General features: G+C 47.0%; 21 protein-coding genes. 4 read left to right on the top strand and 17 right to left on the bottom strand.

The window, feature by feature from the left end; translation table 11 throughout:
• Nucleotides 1-11: 11 nt before the first annotated feature.
• The 3 genes from BLR11_RS06010 to BLR11_RS06000 are packed head-to-tail and all read right to left on the bottom strand — an operon-like array spanning nt 12 to nt 4264.
• Nucleotides 12-851 carry a bifunctional 5,10-methylenetetrahydrofolate dehydrogenase/5,10-methenyltetrahydrofolate cyclohydrolase gene (locus tag BLR11_RS06010; RefSeq protein WP_091649425.1) on the bottom strand — a complete coding sequence of 280 codons (840 nt, stop codon included), beginning with the start codon at nt 849-851 and terminating at the stop codon, nt 12-14.
• Between the two features lie 10 nt (nt 852-861).
• Nucleotides 862-2850 carry a penicillin-binding transpeptidase domain-containing protein gene (locus BLR11_RS06005; protein WP_245675099.1) on the bottom strand — a complete coding sequence of 663 codons (1989 nt, stop codon included), beginning with the start codon at nt 2848-2850 and terminating at the stop codon, nt 862-864.
• Entirely contained in the window at nt 2822-4264 is a 1443-nt protein-coding gene (locus BLR11_RS06000; protein WP_091649420.1) for a CCA tRNA nucleotidyltransferase, read from the bottom strand. The genes BLR11_RS06005 and BLR11_RS06000 overlap by 29 nt, the downstream gene beginning before the upstream one ends.
• A gap of 169 nt (nt 4265-4433) precedes the next feature.
• On the opposite strand from BLR11_RS06000, the gene BLR11_RS05995 reads away from it, so the two are divergent.
• Both BLR11_RS05995 and BLR11_RS05990 read left to right on the top strand, forming a co-directional pair.
• Complete coding sequence (locus tag BLR11_RS05995; RefSeq protein ID WP_091649417.1) at nt 4434-6155, top strand: LytS/YhcK type 5TM receptor domain-containing protein; 1722 nt, start codon at nt 4434-4436, stop codon at nt 6153-6155.
• A complete protein-coding gene (locus BLR11_RS05990; protein WP_091649415.1) occupies nt 6148-6918 on the top strand; it encodes a LytR/AlgR family response regulator transcription factor in 771 nt (256 codons plus the stop codon). The genes BLR11_RS05995 and BLR11_RS05990 overlap by 8 nt, the downstream gene beginning before the upstream one ends.
• Before the next feature lie 70 nt (nt 6919-6988).
• Here the strand turns inward: BLR11_RS05990 and BLR11_RS05985 are convergent, their stop codons facing one another.
• Nucleotides 6989-7516, bottom strand: coding sequence for a cob(I)yrinic acid a,c-diamide adenosyltransferase (locus BLR11_RS05985; RefSeq protein ID WP_091649412.1), 528 nt, complete (start codon nt 7514-7516; stop codon nt 6989-6991).
• Nucleotides 7516-9039: a cobyric acid synthase gene (locus BLR11_RS05980; RefSeq protein ID WP_091649410.1), complete on the bottom strand. Its 1524-nt coding sequence runs from the start codon at nt 9037-9039 to the stop codon at nt 7516-7518. Before BLR11_RS05980 ends, BLR11_RS05985 begins: the two co-directional genes overlap by 1 nt.
• Before the next feature lie 237 nt (nt 9040-9276).
• Here BLR11_RS05980 and BLR11_RS05975 point away from each other — a divergent pair, with 237 nt between their 5' ends.
• Entirely contained in the window at nt 9277-10533 is a 1257-nt protein-coding gene (locus BLR11_RS05975) for a M20 metallopeptidase family protein (protein ID WP_091649404.1), read from the top strand.
• A gap of 118 nt (nt 10534-10651) precedes the next feature.
• On the opposite strand, the gene BLR11_RS05970 is transcribed toward BLR11_RS05975, so the two are convergent.
• The 12 genes from BLR11_RS05970 to BLR11_RS05915 all read right to left on the bottom strand — a co-directional run bounded on the left by BLR11_RS05970 (nt 10652) and on the right by BLR11_RS05915 (nt 21532).
• Nucleotides 10652-11089: a YbjN domain-containing protein gene (locus tag BLR11_RS05970; RefSeq protein ID WP_091649402.1), complete on the bottom strand. Its 438-nt coding sequence runs from the start codon at nt 11087-11089 to the stop codon at nt 10652-10654.
• 65 nt (nt 11090-11154) lie between these two features.
• Nucleotides 11155-12330 carry a multidrug effflux MFS transporter gene (locus tag BLR11_RS05965; protein WP_245675098.1) on the bottom strand — a complete coding sequence of 392 codons (1176 nt, stop codon included), beginning with the start codon at nt 12328-12330 and terminating at the stop codon, nt 11155-11157.
• A 60-nt stretch (nt 12331-12390) separates the two neighbouring features.
• Nucleotides 12391-13050, bottom strand: a complete 660-nt coding sequence (locus BLR11_RS05960; RefSeq protein WP_091649400.1) for an HAD family hydrolase — start codon at nt 13048-13050, stop codon at nt 12391-12393.
• Between the two features lie 123 nt (nt 13051-13173).
• Nucleotides 13174-13806 carry a hypothetical protein gene (locus BLR11_RS05955; RefSeq protein ID WP_091649397.1) on the bottom strand — a complete coding sequence of 211 codons (633 nt, stop codon included), beginning with the start codon at nt 13804-13806 and terminating at the stop codon, nt 13174-13176.
• Between the two features lie 30 nt (nt 13807-13836).
• A complete protein-coding gene (locus tag BLR11_RS05950; protein ID WP_091649394.1) occupies nt 13837-14547 on the bottom strand; it encodes a tRNA threonylcarbamoyladenosine dehydratase in 711 nt (236 codons plus the stop codon).
• A 1-nt stretch (nt 14548) separates the two neighbouring features.
• A complete protein-coding gene (locus tag BLR11_RS05945; protein WP_091649391.1) occupies nt 14549-14914 on the bottom strand; it encodes a VOC family protein in 366 nt (121 codons plus the stop codon).
• A gap of 11 nt (nt 14915-14925) precedes the next feature.
• A complete protein-coding gene (locus tag BLR11_RS05940; RefSeq protein ID WP_091649389.1) occupies nt 14926-15402 on the bottom strand; it encodes a YbaK/EbsC family protein in 477 nt (158 codons plus the stop codon).
• Nucleotides 15403-15507: 105 nt separating this feature from the next.
• Nucleotides 15508-18552 carry an AAA family ATPase gene (locus tag BLR11_RS05935; RefSeq protein WP_091649387.1) on the bottom strand — a complete coding sequence of 1015 codons (3045 nt, stop codon included), beginning with the start codon at nt 18550-18552 and terminating at the stop codon, nt 15508-15510.
• Nucleotides 18549-19700: an exonuclease SbcCD subunit D gene (locus BLR11_RS05930; protein WP_091649384.1), complete on the bottom strand. Its 1152-nt coding sequence runs from the start codon at nt 19698-19700 to the stop codon at nt 18549-18551. The genes BLR11_RS05935 and BLR11_RS05930 overlap by 4 nt, the downstream gene beginning before the upstream one ends.
• A gap of 13 nt (nt 19701-19713) precedes the next feature.
• Nucleotides 19714-20550: a deoxyribonuclease IV gene (locus BLR11_RS05925; protein WP_091649381.1), complete on the bottom strand. Its 837-nt coding sequence runs from the start codon at nt 20548-20550 to the stop codon at nt 19714-19716.
• 110 nt (nt 20551-20660) lie between these two features.
• Nucleotides 20661-20897, bottom strand: a complete 237-nt coding sequence (locus BLR11_RS05920) for a hypothetical protein (RefSeq protein WP_091649378.1) — start codon at nt 20895-20897, stop codon at nt 20661-20663.
• A 227-nt stretch (nt 20898-21124) separates the two neighbouring features.
• Entirely contained in the window at nt 21125-21532 is a 408-nt protein-coding gene (locus BLR11_RS05915) for a Fur family transcriptional regulator (protein WP_091649376.1), read from the bottom strand.
• 175 nt (nt 21533-21707) lie between these two features.
• On the opposite strand from BLR11_RS05915, the gene BLR11_RS05910 reads away from it, so the two are divergent.
• Nucleotides 21708-23888, top strand: coding sequence for a Tex family protein (locus tag BLR11_RS05910; RefSeq protein WP_091649373.1), 2181 nt, complete (start codon nt 21708-21710; stop codon nt 23886-23888).
• Nucleotides 23889-23892: the final 4 nt, after the last annotated feature.

Genomic DNA, 23892 nt, shown 5'->3' with positions numbered 1-23892 from the left:
TTTTTAAACACTCACTCTGTTTGCTTTGTCCCGCAAACTACATTTTCAACGATCATCATCGTCGTAACGGCGCCAACGCCTCCCGGTACTGGTGTAATAGCTCCGGCGATGGTTTTTATTTCTTCAAAGTCGACATCACCGACGGTCTTCCCTTCCCATCGATTGATCCCGACATCAATTACTACTGCTCCGGGTTTTATCATATCCCCACGTATTAGTTTAGCGCGTCCGGCAGCAGAAATCAATATATCGGCCCGCTGCGTCACCTTGCTTAGTTCTCGCGTGCGGGTATGGCAGTGCGTCACGGTGGCATTGCGGTTAAGACACAATTGAGCCAGCGGCTTTCCCACTACATTGCTGCGGCCAACAATCGCCACCTCTTTACCGGACAAGGAAATATGATAATAATCCAAGATAGAAATAACCGCCCGCGGCGTACAGGGAACAAACCCCGGGCGTCCGGTAAATAAATCGGCAATGCTTTTATCTGTTAACCCGTCCACGTCTTTGCGGGGATCAATACAATTTATAACCCGAGTCGCATTCATATGTGACGGCAGCGGCATCATCATCAAGATGCCGAAAATCGACGGCTGTTCATTAAAATGCTCGATCATAGCAATCAATTCGGTTTCCCTGACCGTACTAGGCTCTGTATATATTTCAGCCTTGAGTCCCATTGAACAAGCTACCTTGCACATTGATTTGGCATACATGGCAGACGGTTTATCCGAACCGACCAATAGGATCGCCAATTCCGGATGAATCTGCCGCTCGTGCAAATCATCCAATCTCTGTTCGATCCGTTCTCTATGAAACGCAGCCACGGCTTTTCCGTCTAATATCTGCATCATATCACCTCTATCGCATAAATGTTATGTGGACATCCGTTCCCGGTTCCACATACCGGCCGCCAGCTGGGTTCTGATAAACGGCGCGGCCTGTCCCGTTAGGTACAAATCCGAGATTCGCTTTATCCAGCCAGTCATTTACATCTCTCGTATCCCAGCCGATAAAAGAAGGCAGCAAAATTCCCTCCCCACTTTGCACCACATCCGGAATCACTCTTTTTTTGATTGCCTCCTGCTTTTTAGGAAAATCTGCATTAGCCGCAGAAGCCGTCGGCCGTATCCCTTTAATACGGACGATCTGCGTCATCATTTCTTTAAAAATAGGTGCTGCCACTTGCGCGCCATAATAGGTTCCCGAAGGATTATCAACAACGATAAGCACTACATATTGCGGATCATCATACGGTCCAAATCCGATAAAAGAACCGATATACTGTCCTTCTGCATATCCGGTTCCCTCGGCATTCAACCGCTGTGCCGTCCCTGTCTTGCCGCAGAATTGATATCCTTCGACTTTGGCATTCTGTCCGCCGCCAGAAGATACTTCCTGCTCTAAAATAGAAGCGATGGTATGCGCCACTTCCTCCGAAACAGGCGTACCTATTTCCTGCGGTTCCATTTTTTCATATACCGATCCATCGGGATTATCGATTTCCTTGAGGACGTGAGGCCGCATCATATGTCCGCCGTTTGCCAACGCCCCAAAGGCCTGTACCATCTGCAGCGGCGTAACGGCCACGCCTTGTCCGATGGACATAGTTGCAACATCGACACGGCTCATCGTTTTGGGATTGAAGAGTATTCCCGTCCCTTCTCCGGGAAGTTCGATATCTGTTGGTTTGCCAAATCCAAATTTCTTAGCATACGAGGTCAAAATATCTCCGCCTGTATGAAGCCCGATATTAGCCATACCTGTATTAATGGAAAACTTCAATATATCCTTTAATGTCACGATGCCCATGCCGGTCTCATCCCAATTGCGGATCTGCCGGTCATCGACATTAATATATCCTACGTCATCATACGTTGTATCTACGCCCCACGTTCCCGCATCCAGAGCAGTTGCTGCCACAATGGCTTTAAAGGTAGAACCCGGTTCATACATATTGATCACGGCCCGGTTTTTATAGGATTCGCTGTTTCCCTTGCCGTAATGGTTGGGGTCAAACGTAGGCCGGCTGGCCATAGCCAGGATTTCTCCGTTCTTCGGATTCATAATAATGACAGACGCACCGGTCGGATGACTTTGCTTCACGACCATATCCAGTCCTTTTTCTGCTACATATTGGATCGTATTATCGATCGTCAGTTGAACAGATCGCTGTTTATCCGGCAAAATTTGCTCCAGCGTCGATTCAAAAATAGGTATATTATTGCGGTCTGTCGTCAGGCGAAATTTACGGACATCCCCTTTAATTTCCTTGTCCAGCACCATTTCGATCCCATCCAGCCCCCGGTCATTGTCCCCGACAAAACCGACAAGTTGGGCAGCCAAACTGCCATTAGGATACGAACGGCAGCTTTCATCAATAAATACCAGACCCTTGAGTTTTTCACGCTGGATCATCGCTTCCAGGGCTTCGTATTTCTCGTGATCCATCGTCCGCTGCAACCAGACAAACGCGGTATCCCGCTGCAGCCGTTCTTGGATTTGCTGCGGTTTAAGATGAATATACGGCGCTAAAAGTACCGCCAATTCCGCAGGAGACCGATTGATCATCGTAGGATCCGCATACAATGATTTTGCCATAGAACTTACGGCAAGTATATTACCGTTTCTATCAAAAATAGTTCCCCGCGGCGATTGCAGTTTACGGTCTTCTTCCGACTGCATATCTGCCCGTTTTGCCAGCATGCCTCCCTGAACGACCTGCAGCCAGAAAAGGCGTCCTCCGATGACCATGCACATGGCGAGAAGCAGGATCAAGCAAGTGCTGATTCTCCTGCGTATTCGATTGTTCATACGAGTTTTATTGTTTTCTTTCATCGTTATTGTCATAAGCTCCACGCTGCCGCTGTAACCATTTGCCGGCAGCTTCTGCTAATATCTCCGGATCATTTTGTAAATTTTTATTTTGCACGCGCTGCAGCAATATCTGCAGACAAGTCCCCGTTAAATTACCGCACTGTTCCGGTATACGCCGGTCATAGTGCAAATCTTTCGTATGGATCGGCATTTGTTCAGCCAGCAGCCGCATATACTCCCCAAAGGATGCTGTCCCGCTGGTATCAGAAATACCTCCGCAAGCCAGCACATCGCCAATGGCCAGCTGCGTCGCCTGTCCGACTGCCTCCGTAAGATCCGCAGTCCTGCGGAACGGGCCCTGTTGTGCTTCCCTGCGCAGCCACTTGTCCACGTCTCCCATCCCTGTATTCGCAAAATAATGGAATTTCATATGTGTTTTTACGAGCCAGGACACGCGGCGGACCATAGCCTCCGGTTTTTCCCAGCGAGTCAAAATCTGTGCGGCTATTGCGGCACCTTTTTCATCATGCCCATAATCCGTCAGCCGTCCCTGATGGATACCGCGGATACCGGGAAGCCCCTTGGCTGCATCATGGAACAGCGCCGCATACCGCACTGTCAGTTCCGGCGGGGTATGCGCCACCGCCGCCAATGTATGAATCCATGCGTCAAAGGCATGAAACGGACGGGATTGCGGTGTATGCGGCAAATGGGATAGTTCCGGTAAAATCGGAACAGGTGTATAGATCCCGTCTTTTTTCTTTCGGCAGCAGCAGTCCCCCAATCCGGACCGCACGAGAATATCCAGGCCTTTGGCCGCATACGGTGCAACCATAAGCTTGTCAATTTCAGCAACAACGCGTGTCAACGAAAGACCCTCTACCCGGGAAAACGCATTCGGCATCGCAACCAATACGTCCTTGTCCGGCAAAAAATCCAATTGCCCGGTAAAGCGACACACACGAAACAAGCGCAGTGCGTCTTCCTGAAACCGGCGCACGGGATCCCCTACGGCCGTCAGACGCTTCTTACGTATATCCTTGCGTCCGCCTACATAATCATATATAGTCCCCGCCGCATCCATTGCCAGTGCATTCACCGTAAAATCGCGTCGGCATACATCCTCCTGCAGCGTATCTGCATACCATATTTTTTCAGGCCGGTGACTATCGGTGCCATAAGATTCCCCACGAAACGTGGCCGTCTCTACAACTACAGAATCTACAAGAAGCGCGATAATACCAAATCTGGCACCTTGTATATCTACCGCACGCCAGCCCTGCTCATCGGCAACCGCACGGATTTCCTCCGGGCGGGCAGAAGTCGTAATATCATAGTCATGGGGCTGCTGCTGCAGCAGCAAATCCCGCACAGCACCTCCGACGATATACGCCTCATAGCCTTTGGCATTAAATGCTATTAATATTTTTCGCACAGCTTGTTCCAATTGAGTACGCACCTCACACAACAGATAAATATACTGTAATAGTTTAATTATACCATAGAGCGTCTTTCATATAAATCAATTTTTCTTTCTGCCGATTGAATGTACATGCAGATATGCTATACTAAGATGGTATTCTACTATCTGTCTACAAGAAAGGATTTATATAAAGATGCTTGTCATATCCAATTTGTTATTAGAAATGCTGGAACGTATCAGCCTGGTCGCCATATCGGGATATATGCTGACGCAAACAACTGTATTTCATCAAGTCCTCACACGTAAAATAGGTTCTATGGGAAATGTTGTTATTATTCTTTTATTCAGCAGTATGGGTATTTTTTGCTCCTATGCTGGCGTTCCCATCCATGATGCCATTGCCAATTCCCGCGAAGTCATCATCATGCTCTGCGGCCTGTTATTCGGGCCGATCATCGGCACCGTCGTCGGAATCATTACGGGTATCCACCGGTATACAATGGGTGGTTTCACTGCACTTCCCTGTTCCTTATCCTGTATCTTTTCCGGTCTGATTTCCGGTTTTGTCTGCTATTATTATCAAAAGAAGAAAATCCCCTGGATCGTTACTTTTACATTGGGCATCACCGTCAATATCCTGCAGATGGTCATGATCTTGCTCACGGCATATCCGTTTTCACGTGCACTGGAATTAGTCAATACGATCGGCTTGCCCATGACCGCCGCCAATTCCATGGGACTTGTCATCTTTATGGTGATCGTCCGCCGTGCCTTTGAACAGGAAGACAGAATTTCTGCCGAACAATCTCATCGGGCACTGCATATCGCAAATCATACCCTGCCATACCTTCGTACGGGACTAACGGAAAAAAACGCCCAGGCCGCCGTCAATATTATTCTCCAAACAACCGATTATCAGGCCGTTGCTTTGACGAATACAACGGAAGTACTGGGATTTGCCGGCGTCGAAAGTGCGCACCATGGTCCCCACCGCAATGCCGGTCTCACCAGTGCTACCTGCCACACCTTGAAAACCGGAAAAATAACCGTCGCTGCCAATCATGAGGAAATCGGCTGTTCCTATCCCGGCTGCAAACTAGCCTCGGCAATCGTCGTACCTTTATTTAAACGCAATCATTTAGCCGGTACCTTAAAAATGTATTATACACAAACCAATGCCATCAGCCATTCCGATTTTGTTTTTGCCAAAGATATCGGCACGCTTTTTTCGACTCAGCTTGATTTAGCTGAACTGGACAACCAGTCAAAACTGGCTGACAAAGCTAAATTAATGGCACTCCACATGCAGATCAACCCGCATTTCCTATTTAATACGTTAAATACGATTTCATCGCTTATCCGTACACAACCGGATACGGCGCGTCATATTTTAACTAAGCTAAGCGCCTTATTCCGCTTTTCCCTGCAAAAAACAGGAAAAATTATTTCTATCCGTGAAGAGCTCTTTCAGGTTCACGCGTATTTGGAAATTGCGAAAATACGGGATGGCGATAAATTATCCATTACGGAACATATCGACCCTGAAATTTTCTCCTACGGAATCCCGTCTCTGACGCTGCAGCCTCTTGTTGAAAATGCGCTGCAGCACGGTCTGCACAAAAAAGAAAACGGCGGTACGTTGTCCATAAAAGGATTTATAGAAGAGGATACCCTCTGCTTTATCATCCACGACGACGGCATCGGCATGACGGTAACCAACGAAATATTCAAGGAACAGCAAGATCATATTGGACTCTATAATGTCAATGCACGCCTGCAAGGATTGTACGGAGACCGCTACGGCCTTAAGATCGAAAGCACCGCAGGACAGGGAACCACGGTCTTCATTCATTTGCCGAAACAATTGCTGCCAACAACGGTGTCAAAATCAAAGGAGGTTATAGTTCATGCTTAATGTCATCATTGTAGACGACGAAAAACCGGCTCGCGATGAACTCCACTATTTATTATCCCGCTACAGCGATTTAACCATTTGTGCCGAGTGCGACAGCGGTGAAGAAGCCATTGCTCAAACCGCGCAGTTGAAACCGGATGTCGTATTCCTCGATATCCAGATGCGCAGCCTCAGCGGGATAGAAACGGCCCGTATTATTCGTAAATTATCACAGAACACTTTGATCGTTTTTGCTACGGCATACGATGAATATGCCATCAATGCGTTTGACGTCCATGCCATAGACTATCTGCTGAAACCGTTTGAGGAAGAACGGCTTGATGATACTATTTCCCGTTTAAAAAAACTGACTTCTGATGAAAAAAACAGGAAACTTCATTCTATTGATGATTCACTGCCGAAACTCTCTCCCAGACCACTCCATAAGTTAGTCGTAGAAAAAAACGGCCACATCAATTTGATCGACATGTCGGAAATACTGTATATCCACGTAACCGACGGCGTCGTCCATGTAATTGCGTTAAGCGGTATGTATACATATAATGATACGCTGTCCTCCTTAGAAGAAAAATTAAAGGATACGCCGATCAAGCGTGTACATCGCAGCTATCTGGTCAATCTGTCCCAGGTCCGGGAAATTCTTCCTTGGTATAAAAGTACCTATTGGCTGAAAATCCCATTGCCCGGGAAAAAAGAATTAGGTGAAATTCCTGTAGGGAAAAGCCATCTCAAAGAAATCAAGGAACTATTGGGAATAAAATAGGAGAGAGCCTCGGCTCTCTCCTGTTTTTATCCTCAGACATCCGCACACACCGCACTTCTACCTTGAAAAACTATTCTTCTATGCCGATCCGCGCCGCATGTCCTGCATCATACGGATGTTTGCGCTTGCAGATTTCCGATACATAATCAGCAGCGTCTATCACCGCTTGGGAAGGACCGCGTCCCGTCAGAACGACCTCCAGTTTAGCCGGCTTAGCTCGCAGAAACGCAAGTAGTTTCGATTCATCGACCAGGCCGGTACTGCAGGCCACCAGTATTTCATCTAGTACCAGCATATCCGGCTGCAGGACACGGCATTGCTCCAGCACCGTATCAAATAAGGAATTCTGTATATCATGCGCTTCTTTCAATTCGGTCGTTGTCATTTGGAAAGTGAATTTTTTATTTCCCGTCCCCCGTACTACGGTAATTCCAGGAATCAATTTCAAAGACGCAAGTTCTCCTGTCGGACGGTCCTTGAGAAACTGGACAAACAGTATCTTTCCGCCTCTTCCCGCACAGCGGACAGCCAGTCCCAGCGCTGCTGTCGTTTTTCCCTTGCCGTCACCGCAATATACATGAATCAGTCCGGTCTCCATTATAACCCTTCCTCCACGATCTTGTAGATTTTATCCATATCGATATGCCGACGCAGGCAGTCCGCCAATTTATCATACTGCTCTTGTTTATAAGAGCGATAATTAACACTCTGCATGTCAGCAGGTTTTCTTCCTTTCTTGGCGAACAGTGCCCGGGCCATCGTCGACGCTACGCCTTCGCAATCAAATATGCCATGTATAAAAGTTCCATACACATTCATCACATCGTCAACATACTGAGACCCTTCCGGTACGATTTCTCCCGGTTCATATGTCGGCCGCATATGGGTCAGGCAATTTTCCGTAGGAAAATCGGTAATTCCTGAATGAATTTCATATCCATAAAAACTCTTTCCTTTTAACTGGCGAAAAATGCCTCGGACATTGCCAAAAAATCCTTCCACGCGAAAAGTCCGTTTCCGGTCGGAAAACATCGTAACCGTTTTGAGCAATCCCATCCCTTTCAGTACGCCGCCTTCTTCTACATGATAGGGATCTGCCAGTTTTTCTCCCATCATCTGATACCCGCCGCAGACACCGAATACTACGACACCTTCCCGTGCCTTTGTCAGGATCGCTTCTTCTATGCCATTCTGCCGCATCCATTTCAAATCACCGATCGTATTCAACGTCCCCGGAATAATGATCATATCCGGATCGGTCAATTCACTTTCTTTATGGATATAGCGCAAAGCGACTCCGGGAATGCGTTCAAATGCATTAAAGTCCGTAAAATTGGAAATATGCGGCAGCGCAATAACATCGATCGTAATGATTTTTTCCACATCATCGCTCTTGATACTTGCCGACAGATTATCTTCCTCTTCAATATCGATAGGAGCCATAGGAACAACTCCTAACACGGGAATTCCTGTTTTTTCTTCAATCATGCGCAGCCCCGACGTCAAGCTGTCCGGTTCTCCACTGAATTTATTGATGATAATTCCCTTTATCATCGCCCGTTCTTCCGGCCGCATTAACATAATAGTCCCAAACAGCGTCGCGAATACGCCGCCTCTATCCATATCGGCAACCAAAATCCCCGGTGCCTGTGCCACGTTAGCCATTCCCATATTAGCCAGGTCATCTTCGCTGGAATCGACTTCCGAGGGATTGCCCGCCCCTTCCAGAATAACAATATCGTAGGCAGCCGCCAATGCTTCATAGGACTCCCGCAAAACAGCTCCCAGCTTCTTATCATGATATATCTGAAATTTATCCATCGTCATGCTGCCCACGGGATGTCCCTGTACAATCACTTGAACGTTCGCTTCCCCCGCAGGCTTCAGCAGTACGGGATTCATCAAACTCGTCGGTTCAATATCCGCGGCTTCTGCCTGAACAGCCTGCGCCCTGCTGATTTCTTCTCCTGCATCTGTAATAAAAGAACTACTTGCCGTATTTTGTGCTTTAAAGGGAGCTGCGGATTTGCCGTCTTGATGAAAAATCCGGCATAATCCCGTAACGATCCAGCTTTTTCCTGTATTTGTCATCGTCCCCACAACCATAATAGGCTTTGCCATATGAATCTCCTCCTGTATATCATCACTATGTACCGCTCGTACCTGCCTTTATAAATAATTATAGCATCACCGCTTCCGCTTTTTCAACACATCCGGAACGGATTCCTGCATTGACTTTGCCGGAAAGACTGATTATAATGTTAGCATATTCGAGTAACGTATGTGATTACAGGCCATTGATCGTTTTCGGTCAATGGCCTGTAATCACATACTAAAAACGAAGGGATGATATATAAAATGAATGTAAAAGAAACAGTAATGCAAAATTTTGAAGAATTAAAAACCATCCGCCGCTATTGCCACGAACATCCGGAACTGTCGGCTGAAGAATTTGAAACCATGAAATATATTGAAAAAAAATTGGATAGTTATGGTATTTCTCACCATTACGTCAAAAATGGCGGTGTTTTCGGCTGGATCGACGGCCAGGGAAGCGGCAAGACGATTCTGCTGCGTGCCGACATAGATGCACTTCCTATTGTCGAAGACGAAAAGAACCTCAACAGCCCTCGCGCCTGTATTTCTCAAAACAAAGGCGTAATGCATGCATGCGGTCATGATGGTCATATTGCCATGCTGCTCATGGAAGCTAAGTTACTGCAGGAACAAAAAGACACCTGGCCGGGAAAAGTCATTCTCATGTTTGAAGAAGGAGAAGAAGGTTCTGATGCCGTACGATATTTACTGCCGTATTTAGAAAACGAAAGCGGTTGGAATATTGATACCTGCTATGCTACTCATGTACGCTGGGATATTCCTGCCGGAAAGATGGCGGTCTGCCACGGTCCTGCTATGGCCGGCGGCTTCGGATTCAAAATAAAAATCAAAGGACACGGCGGCCATGGTTCCCGTCCTGATTTGGCACAAAGCCCCATCGACTGCTTTACTGCATTTTACAAAGACCTGCAGGCATTGCGCATGCGGGCTGTCTCTCCCATGGAAACACTGACGGTCTCCATCGGCAGCCTCCATAGCGGCGATGTACTGAACGTCATTCCGAATGATTTGACTTTTTCAGGTACCAGCCGGTTTTTCAGCTACGACAATGCCGGAAAAATGTTTTACGAAGAATTTTTAAAACTGCTGGAAAATGACTGCAAAAATTATAACTGTTCCTATGAGATTATCCATATGAAAAAGCCGCTGTATGAAACACGCAATACAGAAATCTGCGTAACTCGTGCAGAACAGGCCATACAAAAATACTTGGGCGATGCCGTACTGACACCCTGCGAACCCTGGATGGCCTCGGAAACCATGGCACTCACCATGCGGCTGTATCCCGGTGTACTTACCTTCACGGGAATTGCTAATGGAGAAAAGGGCTGCGGCGCCAATCACCACACTCCGGAATTCGACATTGATGAAGACGGTCTTATATACGGCGTAACAACCGCTGTCGGCTATGCTCTCGACTATTTAACAGAACAGCCGGACATTCCCTTCCACCGCAATATCATCTCCATGGAAGACTTAGTATCGCGAAATCTATAATCGTATATGCAACAAAGTACCGCTTCACGGAACAGCCCCCTGCCGTTAGATTTAAAAATCCAACTTGCAGGGGGCTGTTCACGCTGCGGTACCTTGTTTATGTCTCTATACGTACGACTTATGCCGGACTTCCCCAGATGCACTGCATCGTATCGGTATAGGTCGCTTCCAAATGCTGCAACATCACGTCGATAATAGTCCGGGCCATATCCGCATCAAAGGCATCATCACTGGCAACAAGACAGCTATCCAGCACGATATCTCCGTCATCGGAAATATAATATTTAAAAACCTTGAATTTCTTGTTGCATTCATTGAGATACGCTGCAATGTTGTCTTTATTTTCCGCCGTTACCACCTTGACGGCAACAAAAACACGCAGTATAGCGTAAATACTGTCATCCAGGATAACCATGAGCGGCAGCTGCTGTCCCTTGATTTGCAAGTTGGAGTGATATACGCTGCCATGGAAATCATCTCCCATTTCCCGCATAGTAAAAGCTGTAATCCCTTCGGTTTTCAGCATGGCTTCAAACTTTTCCGCTTTTTTATTCATAATAATGTTCCTTTCCCCTATCGTCTTTTTTTATATTTTAACACATTGATAAAAAAAAAGAAAAGTTATTTCGTTTTTTCTATGTTTTTATGAAAAGGATAAATCCATAGATAAAAAGCAGCTATAGCGCCTATTTCCCCGCCAGCCATAATAAGTCCCATCGGCATCGCTGTATAACTGCCGGCAATACCTACTAACGGAGCCATCACAGCGCCGGATATCATGGAGAAAAAGCCAATCAAGGCCGAGGCGCCACCGGCATTTCGACCCTGTGCCTGCATCGCCATGGAAAAACTGCTTGTACTGAGTGCTGCCAGCGTCGGAATCGTCAAAAACAATACCAAGACAACCAGCAGAAGAGGTGCTGTCATTATAAAACACAACAGCAGGACAAGACTTCCGATCAACGCTTGATACAAAGAAATGCGAAGAAGTTTCCAATCCTCCACACAGCCAGTCAATCTTCCTACCAAAACACCGCTGATCATCAGTCCGATGCCGTTGATCCCAAAAATATAGCTGAACATCTGCGCCGATACGCCATATATATTTTGAAACACAAAAGATGAACCGGAAATATAAGCAAAAAAGGCGGCAAATGCAAAACACTGCATGATACAATGCCCCATAAAATACCGATTACCGAATAAACTGCCGAAACTTTTTAAATGATCCAGCAAGCCGCCGGTAATGCGCTGCGCTGTCGGCAGTGTTTCCCGTATCAGCAAGGCCCCTGCCGTTAACGCAATGCCAATCAATACGAGAAGTAGAAAAATAGCCCGCCAGGAAAAAACGCGTAAAATCTGACCGCCTATGACGGGTGCCAAAATCGGAGCAATCCCATTGACCAGCATCAAAATAGAAAAGAACCGGGTCAATGCCGGTCCTTTGCATACATCTCTGGCAATTGCACGAGCGATTACAATACCGGCCCCGCCGGAAAATCCCTGAATAAATCGAAATACAAGAAAAACTGAAATAGACGACGAACAGGCACATATAACCGTAGAAACAGTAAAAATCAACATCCCCGCAGCCAACGGCCCCTTGCGGCCCTTTCCATCACTAACCGGTCCGGCAAAAATCTGTCCCACCGCCATACCGGCCATAGAAGCGGTCAACGTCATTTGAATCATAGAGGGCGTTACGGAGAAATCAGTCATCATCGCAGGAAGTGCCGGCAAGTACATATCCGTCGAAAGAGGCGCTATCGCCGCCAGCATTCCCAAAAATACGATCAAGGCCTTCCTCATATACGCCGAAGAACCCTTTATTATCAATGTATATACACCCTTTCTTCCTTACCGCAGTTCTTCCAGGGCTGCCGGGACTTCAAGCAAGCTCTGCAATTCTTTCCATACGGTTTTTTTCACCTCTGCCGGAATATCCACCATATCCGGAATCCAAATAGAAGGAATCGCCGCCGCTGCCGCTGCCCGCAATCCATTCGCTGAATCCTCCAATACGATTGCCTTAGCCGGTTCCGTTCCCAGTTTATTGCAAACCGTAAGGAATATATCGGGAAATGGCTTGCCGCGTTCGATTTCTTCGCCGCTTTGTATCAATTCAAAATACGGAAGAACTGCCAGCTGCTCCAGATACTGGCGGACGCGCGTCAGCGGTGTCGACGAGGCTACGGCACAGCGTATATGCCTGCTTTTGGCATACGCAAGGCAATCATGCAATCCCGGCTTGGCCGGTACACCATGTTCTTCGATATAGGCAGCTGCCAGTTTTCTTTTTTCCGCATATATTTGTTCATACGGAAAATCTTCTCCGTATTCGGTTCGAAAAACAGATCCGATGCGGCGATTATCCATGCCGTTTATCTTATCAAATAACGTTTTAGGAAACGTATACCCATATGTATGTCCCACTTCTTTTAAGCATTTTGCCGCTAATCGTTCTGTATCTGTCATGAGTCCATCCATATCGAAAATAAGCAATTCAGGTGTATTCATTAGGCTATTCTCCTTTTTTTACATGTAAATCTATTATAAAATATCATTTTATATTTGCAAGAAAATAGTTGTAATTTTAAAAAAAAAGACCGGTACAAGACCGGTCTCTTGAAATCATGGACTTCACCCTGCACGTCTAATATATGCAAATCCTCCACCCAATACAGCTTCTTTAAACCATCGTGCGGGATCAAATTTCGTCATCAGGCCGCTGTCATAGCAAAGGGATTGGTAGTGTTTGCGTCCCAGCAAGGCCACGATGGAAATCCAGTGCCAATTACTAAGTTCCAGTTCATTGCCGCGGCTGCGATTTAAAAAAGCGACCGGCGAATCCGCGGCAAGGCCGGCTCCGATAAAATCCACAATATCCTTGGCGCCTTTTTCACAAAGATGAAACGGATACACCGGCAGCATTTCCACACAGTATCGCGCCGGTGCGGCTTCTTCAAGATACTGCTGCAGCCCATCTCTGAACCATTCCGTTTTGTACAAGCCACCGCAGTGGCTGGGAGTCACATAGTCCCACACCCGTTCCATCGCTTCCCGGCGTTTGCCTATGGAATCCAACGCATTGTCAGGCATATATCCGTCGCGCTGCAGTACATAGCCGGATAACAGTGCGGCAGCTGTCGGTCCGCAGCCGCTTGCCCGCTGCCATGAGGTATGGAACCAATCCTGATTATACCCATAGATCGTTGTTCCATCCTTTTTATGTAATTGTAATCGTGCAGGATGCTGCAATACCCTCGTTTCCATTTTCATATTCCTTTACGTCTGCGTATTGTATTATGGTAATCCCGTTAAATCTCGTACCACAGCACCGGCAATAATCAAGCCGCATACGGATGGCACAAACGAAATGCTGCCGGGACTGGGATGTACCGCATCATCCGGTACTTGTATCGGACGCGGTGCTTCCTTAGAATACACGACCTTAATGTGGCGAACATTCCGTTTCTTTAATTCACGTCTCATGACTTTTGCCATAGGACACACCGATGTTTTTTCAATTTCCGCTAACTCAAACAATTCGGGATGCAGTTTATTTCCTGCTCCCATCGATGATATGACGGGGATCCCGGCATGATACGCTTCTTCAACAATACCGATTTTACTGCTGATCGTATCAATGGCATCCACAATGTAATCGGCTCCAGAACCGGCAATATATCCTTCATCCTTAGCCGGCTGATAAAATAAATACTGGGAGCGTACGGTGATATCCGGATTGATAGTGCGTGCTCTGGCTGCCATGACTTCTGTCTTGTAACAGCCTATCGTATCAACAGTCGCACCTAATTGCCGATTGATATTGGACGGATCAAACACATCTCCATCTACCAGGATCAAGGTGCCGACACCCGCTCTTGCCAAGGCCTCGACAACATAAGAGCCCACTCCGCCCAAGCCAAAAATCAATACTGTTTTTTCTGCCAGGATATCTACTTTTTCCTGTCCGATCAGACGCACCGTCCGCTGTGTATATTCGTTTTTCATCTTATTTCCTTTCAGGTACTACTTCTAACCAATATCTATCGGGGTCCGCAATAAAATAAATTCCCATGGCCGGATTATCGTATACGACACACCCCATCGCTTCATGCTTTTTATGCGATGCCTCTATATCAGAAACACTGAAAGCTGTATGGAATTCGTTTTCTCCTAAATTATACGGTTCTTTCCGATCCTTCAGCCAGGTCAGTTCCAAACAAAAATCCGATACGCCGTCGCCTAAATAAACGATTGTAAACGCATCCGTTTCAATACGGCGGACTTCCGTCAAGCCCAATGCTTCCTGATAAAAATCCATGCTTTTCTGTAAATCCAAAACGTTGAAATTAGTATGTTTAAAAGTATATTGCATAGCTATCCCTCCTATCCGATTTGCCAGTCTTTAGAAACATGTACCCATGCTAACGAATGAGAATATGTTTCCAATTCCGAAAGCGTTAATTCAATCGCACTGTTTCCCGTCCCACAGGCAGGAAACACGGTTGTAAAACGTTTCAAGGAATCATCCAGGAACACTTTGACATTCGGTTTGATCGCAAACGGGCAGACCCCGCCCACCGGATGACCAATCACGTCTTCGACTACGTCGGTTTTGATCATAGATGCTTTTTTATGAAATCGTTCCTTGAATTTATGATTATCCACCCGTGCGTCCCCAGCCATGACCACAAGAATCGGCTGCGTATCTACCATAAAGGACATCGTCTTGGCAATCCGTTTCCCTTCTGTATGCAAAGCAGCCGCCGCTTCTTCCACGGTTGCACTGGAATGATCCAATTCCCGGACTCGGTCCTGCATGTTCCATTGTGAAAAATATTCTTTTACTTTTTCAATAGACACTCTGTTCCCCCTCTTTTCCATCCCATCTTTAACTAAAATTGCTGTTGCCTAATATTATACCTTTTAGGTGTCGAATTATCAAATATTTTTATATAATTTTATTATTCACAATAATTCAAAGGCTGCGGTACTGCCTCTGTCCGTTTTTTGCACGGCTAACCGGGTATCGATGCGTTCCCGCAGTTCCGGCACATGTGAAATAATTCCCACCAGTCGTCCATCCTGCCGTAAATCCAGCAGCGCCTTCAAAGCAAAATCCAGTGTCTCCGCATCCAGTGTGCCAAACCCTTCATCAATAAAAATTGTATCCAAATGGATGCCGCCGGAATAAGCCTGCACTACGTCTGCCAATCCCAAGGCCAAGGCCAGCGAAGCCAAAAAGGTTTCCCCGCCGGATAAGGTATTGGCCGGACGGGCGTACCCCGTATAATTGTCAAATACCTCAATATCCAAACCGATCTGCTTGATGCGCTTATCCTCCCAAGTATGAGATCGCTGCAATTGATAGCGCCTGCGGCTCATGTCTCCCAGCCGCAGATTGGCTGCCCGCAGTACTTCATCAAGCAGTGCGCCTAAAATATAACGTTCAAAGTTGATTCCTGTCACTTTGCCGCTAACTAAGTCATACAAAGAACCTACTGTTTTATATTGTTCTGTAAGCGCTGCTTGTTCCGCATGCCAGGACTGCAGCTGTCCGAGTCCTTTCTTCAAGGTATCATACCGGCTTCTGACAGCAGCTTCCTGATCAGAAAGCTGCTGCCATATTTGATTTTTCGCCTGCAGTTCCTTTGCATACCGTTCTACATCGGGTTCCGGTTCCTGACCGATTGCAGCTTCCTCCTGCGATATCCGTCCGGCTGTCTGCTGCAGAAGCTGTTCATAGCGGGCCAATTGTTTTTCTTCTTCCGGCAGGCGGGGAATATCGTTTTGCAGCATCCGGCATTCCTGGACCGTAGCGAATCCGGCCTGCACCACCCGTTTTTTCAACCCCTCCATGCTTTCAGAATATTGATTGCGCAGTGTTTCCACTTGCTGCGTCAGTAATCTGACCTGCTCCTGGTATCCTGCATCAGCTTTTTGCGCAGCCGTTAGATTTTCCCGGGCTGTCGCTGTTTTCTTCTCATAGTCAGTAACTTTCATTTCCAACCGTTGGATATCCTGCCGCAGTGTTTGTTCTATACGATATATTTCGGGAAGTTCATTTTCTGCTCGTTGTTTAGCTTCTGCCGTCCGCGCAAAATGCAAGCGCGCTTCCTCCGCACTGCTGCGAGCCGCAGTTTCCTGTTCTTCCCATTGTTTTAATTCGCTTTGACGATCCTGCAACTGTTTCTGCATCTGCTTCGTCTGTGCCGCGGCACTTTCCAGCACTGCTCCGGCAGCTTTTTTATCAGCCAGCCGCTGTGCCCATTCTGCCACACTTCCCTCTTCTGCATATGCAGAACGAAGTAATTTATACTGACGCTGCTGTTCCGCCAATACGGCTTCCAGTTTTTGTACGGCTCCCGCCGCCTGCTGCCGTCCTTTTTCACTGGTGGCAGCGATATGTTTGCGGCGCTCCACATCTTCCTTCTGCGGAAGGTGTGCGGCTGCCGCAGCCGGCTGAGGATGTTCCCGGGAACCGCATACCGGACAAGGACTTCCTTCTTTTAACCCCTGCGCCAGCAGAGCAGCTTGTCCCTGTAAAAACAGTGTTTGCACCGACTCATAGTCTACGGCATCCTGCTGTGCCTGTTGCTGTTGTTTCGTATAAGCCTGTACTGCCTCCGTCATTTGTTTTTGTGTACGGCTGATCGTCGTCATCAGCTGGTCTATATGCTGTTCCTGCTGCAGGCGGTCCCGGAGATTTTTTTCCTCTCCTTTGTTCTTTTCTAAGGCAACAAAAAGCTGCTGCTGTTTTTCTACAATAGGAGCCGCCGCTTCTATTGCCTTTTTGCAGTCTTCTTTTTGCGAAAGTATATGCTGCAGGCGAAGCGCTGCCTCCTGCGATTTTTTTTGGAGCATATCGTACTGCTTTCCCAGTTCGGTACATTCATGAGCTTTTTCCACATACCCATGGAGCTGCACGATTCGTTCCCGCTCTTTGCGCATATCCTCCTGCTGTGCTTCCAGGGCATGCTGATATGCAGCAATATCCCGAAGTGCCGCCGCCGCTTGCTTTGATTTTGCCGCCGCTTCCTCCAGTGCCTTCCCTGCCGCGATGCCCTGCCGCTGTATCTCTTCGAGGGTACGGCATGGTTCCGCCAGCAGTTGGGCTTTTTTGAGCTGCTCAATCAGACTGCGCCGTTTTTCCATCATTTCCTGCTGTTGCTGCAGTCCTTCCCTCTCTTTGCGGTTATGCTTCAATACCCGCCAATGATCGGCCAATACTTGTGCATGCTGCACGACTTGTTGATAGGCATCTCTGCTGGCAAGTGCCGTTTTCTTTTCGGCTTCTATTTTTTTTTGCTGTGCCAAAAGATCCTGCCGCAGCCATTCCAGGGAGTCTTCCTGCGCGACATCATTCGTCTGCAAATATTGATCTATTTTATATTGTATCGCCGTATATTTCTCTTTTACTTCATCATGCCGCTGCTTGACTAGCTCTTGAAAGCGGCTGTATCGTTCTGTATGAAATAAGACCTGCATGATCTGCTGGCGATCATTGGAATTTGCCAATAATAATTTACGAAAATCACCTTGCGGCAATAACACAACTTGGCGGAATTGTTCCGACTTAAACCCGAGAAGCTGTTCTACTGCGGGAGTCACCATTTTACTGGCCAGTACGGCCTTATCTGTTCCATCATCGCAAAGTTCATATAAAACAGCCGAAGCCGATTCTATTTTTAAACCAGTTCCGCGCTTTTTAGCGATTTCCTGTTCCGGCTGCCGTTCGATTCTATATGTTTTTAACCCGATGGCAAAGGTAAAGGTCACATAGGTTGTTTGTTCCGGTGATGCATATTCGCTGCGCATATTGGCTCCCGTACGGGTATTGCCGCTTGTATCTCCGTACAAGGCATAGCAAATCGCATCCAGCACCGTTGTTTTTCCGGCCCCCGTCGGTCCATAAATCAAAAACAGCTTACGGTCCCGCAGCAGCCGGAAATCAATAATCTGCCGCCCTGCATACGGGCCGAATGCATTCATTTCCAAACAGATCGGTTTCATAGCAGTCCCTCTCCTTCGTCTTTGATCAGCTGTTCCCACAATCCATTGGCACAGGCTGTTTCCGCTTCAGACAAGGGGTGTTCCGGACGCATAGCTTCGGTAAAGCTTGCAAACAATTGCCGTTCCGTTGTATTGCGTACGTCAAAATCACGTTCGTTCCTGCCTTCATATTGCCGGTTAGGCGTTTCCAGTGCCAACGCTCTTGGATACTTCCGACGCACCTTGGCCATGCCATCGAGTATGGGTTCTGCATCACTAAGCCGTATCAAAACAAAATCATCTTCGTGGTCGTCCGTTGCTTTCATAATCGTATCAAAAGACCCTTCTATGATGCGTACATCATGCTTGGGAATAAACGGCAGCAGGTTTACCGCGACCTGTCCGTCCTCCTGCAAATCCACCAACACAGCGCCCTTCTGCTGCTGTGCTTCGCTAAAAGAATATTTCATCAGGCTGCCGGCATACCGTACCTCCGGACGTCCTGCTTGCTGCGGACCATGCAGATGGCCTAATGCCGTATACGAAAAAGGCTTGAAAATACTTGCATCCACACAACTGGAACCGCCTACAGATAATGGACGTTCTGAATCGCTGATACTACCTCCGGTCACAAACGCATGGGCAATACAGACAGTACGCATGCCTTCCGGCAGATTTTGGGACTGCACCCGGCATAAACATTCCAAGGCCGTTTGATGATCTTTTATTTCTTCATTTCCTAAAAAATGCCGTACCACGGCGGGTTCTGCAAACGGGACCGGAACAAAAGCTACCGGTCCGAAAGCATCTTCCAATACGATGGGACCTGTCAATTTTGTCAGTTCCCCGGCGATAAACAATTGCTGCTGCCTCAACAAGCGGCTGGCAAAGGATAACCGGACCGCACTGTCATGATTGCCGCTGATAACCAGCAGGGGCACCTTAAGATCACACGTAAGTTTGGTTGCTATCTCATCAAATAATTCCACTGCTTCTGACGGCGGCAGGCTGCGGTCATAGACATCTCCCGCCAAAACGACCGCATCAATGCCTTCATCCCGCACCATCGGCAGCAATTGTTCCGATAAAATGCAGGACTGATCTTCCGTCACATATTCACCATAAAACATTTTTCCCAAATGCCAATCTGCCGTATGTAATATACGCATACTCCCGTCCCCCTTATCTGTCGATGTATGCGCTGCGGAGCAACGCTATTTCATGGGCATACCCGTCAAGATCGTTGGGTGTTTCCAAATAAAACGGTAAAGTCCGCAGGCGCGGATGGTTGATAATAGCGGTAAATGTATCCATCCCAATGTATCCCTGTCCGATTTTTTCATGCCGGTCCTTATGACTGCCCAAGACATTTTTGCTGTCATTAAGATGAACGGCCAGCAGTCGGTCCAAGCCGATAATACGGTCAAATTCAGCCAAGACGCCCGCCAAATCAGACACAATATCATACCCGCCATCAAATATATGGCATGTATCCAAACATACCCCGATATGATCAGACAGACGGGCTGCCTCCAAAATTCTGGCCAATTCCTCAAAATTTCTGCCCACTTCTGATCCTTTTCCTGCCATAGTTTCCAATAACACCGTCGTTTTCTGCCCTTCAAACATACAGGCATCCAGCATCTCCACAATGCGTGCGATCCCTATTTCCGCACCTTGCCCGACATGACTGCCGGGATGAAAATTATAGCGGCACTGTGCGACATACTCCAGCCGCTGCAAATCCTCCGCCATCGCATGAAATGCAAACTCCCGGGTTTTATCACTGGCGGAACAAGCATTCAGGGTATACGGGGCATGCGCCAGTATGGGGGCAAAATGATTCTCCTCCCGAAACAAATTCAGCGCCTGTATATCATCTATATCCAGCTTGCGTACGGTACCGCCGCGGGGATTGCGGGTAAAAAATTGAAATGTATCGGCCCCAAGAGAAACTGCTTCCTGCCCCATATGCAGAAATCCCTTGGAAATAGATAAATGACATCCTATATGTAACATGGTCTCACCTCATCATATAATTAGTTTCTATTATATACAACTACTTCAAAAAGAGCAAAAAAGACCGAAGCATATCGCTCCGGTCTGCAGAATACTTGTACAACTATAGATTAAACTTCACCGCGTAAATAGGCTAATTCCGTTTGGTTTTCGGCATAGTACCACTTTACAGATTTGCCGACAGAACAGCAAATTGCATTTAATTTACCCGCTTCTGCCAGTTTCTTCATTTTTTTCAAATCAAAACCGTTTACCGAAAAATATGTTGCCGATATAAACCCTTGTGACTTCATCCAATCACGATACAGCGAAAAATCATCTCTTTCAACTGTCAAATGTTTAATCATGGTCAGCCCCCCATTCGGTCAACGTACGGTATGTACAAATGTCCTGTACGCGCCAACGTTCATCTATATGTTGTTTGATTGCTAAAAGTATAACACAGCTTATGGTATAAATCCAGTAAAAAGATAGGCATTTATGTAAAATTTTCAAGCATCTATGTTTCATGATATAACATGAAAAAAACAAGGGAGCCATCCCCGTTAGAAGACAGCTCCCTTGCTGATACAGCTTACTTTTTTTGACATGCTGCACACACACCAGTAAAAGATACACCGACACCATTTACTTTATATTTTGTTTCGTCTGCAGCCTGTTGCTTTAATGCTTCCATATCAACATTCACATCATCAACACGGTTGCAAATCGTACACCGGATATGGGCATGGGGCGAAACATTAAAATCATAGCGATGTGATTCTTCTTCACATTGCAAGATTTGGACAACTCCAATTTTTGCAAAAATTTCCATTGTCTTATATACTGTTGCCAAGCTCATAGACGGATAACGTGGCTGCAATTCTTTATAAATTGCTTCGGCATTCGGGTGCGTCTTATTCTGATCAATGACTTCATACACAGCCAGACGCTGCGGCGTAACCTTATAACCATGCTCACGCAGAACTTCAGTAATGTTCATAACCTATATCCTCCTTTCGGACAACAATTTTTACCAATTTAAGATTTTTTAATAATCTTTATTGTTAATTATTTGTACTATTACATTGTAATGGTTATTGAAGAAAATAGCAAATGTTTTTTTCATTTGACGTATACATTTTTTTTACGCATAATAGAGAAGAGAGGAGATATATATGCAACCAGAAAAAATTATCCGAAAGATTGCCGCAGCACTTCATATCACACCCAAGCAAGTCGCTGCCGCCCTTACTCTTTTCGATCAAGGCAATACGATTCCCTTTGTCGCTCGTTACCGAAAAGAAGCAACCGGCGAACTCGATGAAGTACAATTACGGCAAATAAAAGAAAACTTTGAATATGACATGGCACTGGCTCAACGAAAAGAAACAGTGCGTCAATCTATCGCTTCACAAGGACAGCTTACAGAAGAACTGGCAGAAAAGCTGGAAAACGCACAACGTCTGCAAGATGTAGAAGATATATACCTTCCGTATAAGCCGAAAAAACGCACGAAGGCCTCCATGGCTCGTGATGCCGGACTGGAACCCCTGGCGGCACTGCTAATGGAACAAAATCCGGCAGGACCGTCGGCCGAATCACTGGCTGGTTCATTCCTCAGCGAAGAGGTGCCGACAGTGGAAGACGCCCTTCAAGGGGCCGGTTATATTATTGCCGAGCATCTGTCCGAATTGGCAGCGTTCCGGCGCTACCTCCGCTCCGCTCTTTGGAAATCAGCAAAGCTGGAATGTACGCTGCTGGTCGAAGAACAAGATGCACAAGCAATGCTTACCTATAAAGACTTCAGCGAAAGTATCCGTCATCTCCCCAGCCACCGCATTCTAGCTATCAACCGCGGCGAAGCGCAGAAAGTATTAAAAGTCACACTGACGGCTGCTGATGATATCTATATTCAGCATTTGAGAAGTCTGCTGGTCCAGCAGGACTCCCCCTATGCAGCACTGCTGGAAGCTGCCGCCGCAGACAGTTACAAGCGCACTATTTTTCCACAGATGGAACGGGAAATACGCAATGAATTAACGGAACGTGCAGAAAAACAAGCCATCACCGTTTTTGCCGAAAATCTGCGCCAGCTTCTTCTGCAGCCGCCGTTTACAGGCCAAACCATCTTGGGCATGGATCCGGGATACCGTACCGGCTGCAAATGTGCCGTCATTGATTCCTGCGGTCATGTGGCGGATTATGGTACTTACTATCTAACCAGCTCGCAAAAACAGCGGGAAGAAAGTGCCGCGGCCCTCAGCGCCTTGATACAGCAGCATCACGTTACGCTCATTTCCATTGGCAACGGCACGGCATCCTATGAAACAGAACAATTTATTTCCTCACTGATCCGGGACAACGGTTTAACCTGCCGCTATTGCATTGCCAATGAAGCCGGTGCCTCCGTATATTCAGCCTCTGATCTGGCCCGTGAAGAATTACCGGAACTCGATGTTTCCATACGCGGTGCCGTATCGATTGCCCGGCGCATACAAGACCCGCTGGCAGAATTAGTAAAAATAGATCCTAAATCAATCGGCGTCGGCCAATACCAACACGACGTCAATCAAAAACGACTGTCGGCAACCTTGGATGACGTCGTCGAATCTGTCGTAAACTATGTAGGTGTCGATTTAAACACAGCCTCTCCCGCCCTGTTGCAGCACATTTCCGGACTTACGGCAAGTACAGCGGGAAATATCGTTGCCTACCGAAATGAAAATGGTCCGTTTCATGACCGTCGGGAACTGCTCAGCGTCAATCGCCTGGGACCCGCCGCCTTTACGCAGTGTGCCGGATTCCTTCGTATCAAAAACGGCAGCAATCCCTTGGATAACACCTCCGTTCATCCCGAATCCTATCCACTGGCTGAAGAAATAATCAAGATGTATGATTTTACTATGCAGGATTTAGAAAATGAAGAAAAGCTCCGGCTCCTGCAAAGCAAATTACAAATGAACGCAGCTCCTAAATTAGCCGCTAAATTACAAGCCGGCATTCCTACGATCCGGGATATATTAGAAGAATTGCGCAAACCCGGCCGCGATATACGCGACGGTTTTCCACAGCCTTTGACACGCAAACATGTCGTTTCTCTGGATGAGCTGCCGGTCGGCACTATTGTACGCGGTACGGTGCATAATGTAGTCGATTTTGGCGCCTTTGTCGATATTGGGCTCAAAACGCCCGGCTTGATTCATCGTTCCGAACTGAGTTCCCATTCCTTTACGCATCCGCTGGATATCATTCACGTTGGCGATATCATCGACGCCGTCATTATTTCTGTTGATGCCGGACGCAGCCGTATCGGTCTTTCAATTAAACAATTAGAGACGAATAAATCACAAAAATAAAGAG

The organism is Megasphaera paucivorans, from assembly GCF_900103535.1.
Lineage (GTDB): Bacteria > Bacillota > Negativicutes > Veillonellales > Megasphaeraceae > Megasphaera_A > Megasphaera_A paucivorans.
Note: the sequence above shows the minus strand (reverse complement) of the source record. Positions and strands in the feature narration are given on the sequence as shown.

Bases quoted from the DNA above. Each gene is read 5' to 3' on its own strand.
- BLR11_RS05995 (WP_091649417.1), top strand. From the start codon at position 4,434: ATGCTTGTCATATCCAATTTGTTATTAGAAATGCTGGAACGTATCAGC.
- BLR11_RS05985 (WP_091649412.1), bottom strand. From the start codon at position 7,516: ATGGAGACCGGACTGATTCATGTATATTGCGGTGACGGCAAGGGAAAA.
- BLR11_RS05980 (WP_091649410.1), bottom strand. From the start codon at position 9,039: ATGGCAAAGCCTATTATGGTTGTGGGGACGATGACAAATACAGGAAAA.
- BLR11_RS05925 (WP_091649381.1), bottom strand. From the start codon at position 20,550: ATGTTACATATAGGATGTCATTTATCTATTTCCAAGGGATTTCTGCAT.
- BLR11_RS05950 (WP_091649394.1), bottom strand. From the start codon at position 14,547: ATGAAAAACGAATATACACAGCGGACGGTGCGTCTGATCGGACAGGAA.
- BLR11_RS05955 (WP_091649397.1), bottom strand. From the start codon at position 13,806: ATGGAAACGAGGGTATTGCAGCATCCTGCACGATTACAATTACATAAA.
- BLR11_RS05960 (WP_091649400.1), bottom strand. From the start codon at position 13,050: ATGAATACACCTGAATTGCTTATTTTCGATATGGATGGACTCATGACA.
- BLR11_RS05945 (WP_091649391.1), bottom strand. From the start codon at position 14,914: ATGCAATATACTTTTAAACATACTAATTTCAACGTTTTGGATTTACAG.
- BLR11_RS05920 (WP_091649378.1), bottom strand. From the start codon at position 20,897: ATGATTAAACATTTGACAGTTGAAAGAGATGATTTTTCGCTGTATCGT.
- BLR11_RS05990 (WP_091649415.1), top strand. From the start codon at position 6,148: ATGCTTAATGTCATCATTGTAGACGACGAAAAACCGGCTCGCGATGAA.
- BLR11_RS05930 (WP_091649384.1), bottom strand. From the start codon at position 19,700: ATGCGTATATTACATACGGCAGATTGGCATTTGGGAAAAATGTTTTAT.
- BLR11_RS05975 (WP_091649404.1), top strand. From the start codon at position 9,277: ATGAATGTAAAAGAAACAGTAATGCAAAATTTTGAAGAATTAAAAACC.
- BLR11_RS06005 (WP_245675099.1), bottom strand. From the start codon at position 2,850: ATGACAATAACGATGAAAGAAAACAATAAAACTCGTATGAACAATCGA.
- BLR11_RS05915 (WP_091649376.1), bottom strand. From the start codon at position 21,532: ATGAACATTACTGAAGTTCTGCGTGAGCATGGTTATAAGGTTACGCCG.
- BLR11_RS05935 (WP_091649387.1), bottom strand. From the start codon at position 18,552: ATGAAACCGATCTGTTTGGAAATGAATGCATTCGGCCCGTATGCAGGG.
- BLR11_RS05970 (WP_091649402.1), bottom strand. From the start codon at position 11,089: ATGAATAAAAAAGCGGAAAAGTTTGAAGCCATGCTGAAAACCGAAGGG.
- BLR11_RS05910 (WP_091649373.1), top strand. From the start codon at position 21,708: ATGCAACCAGAAAAAATTATCCGAAAGATTGCCGCAGCACTTCATATC.
- BLR11_RS06010 (WP_091649425.1), bottom strand. From the start codon at position 851: ATGCAGATATTAGACGGAAAAGCCGTGGCTGCGTTTCATAGAGAACGG.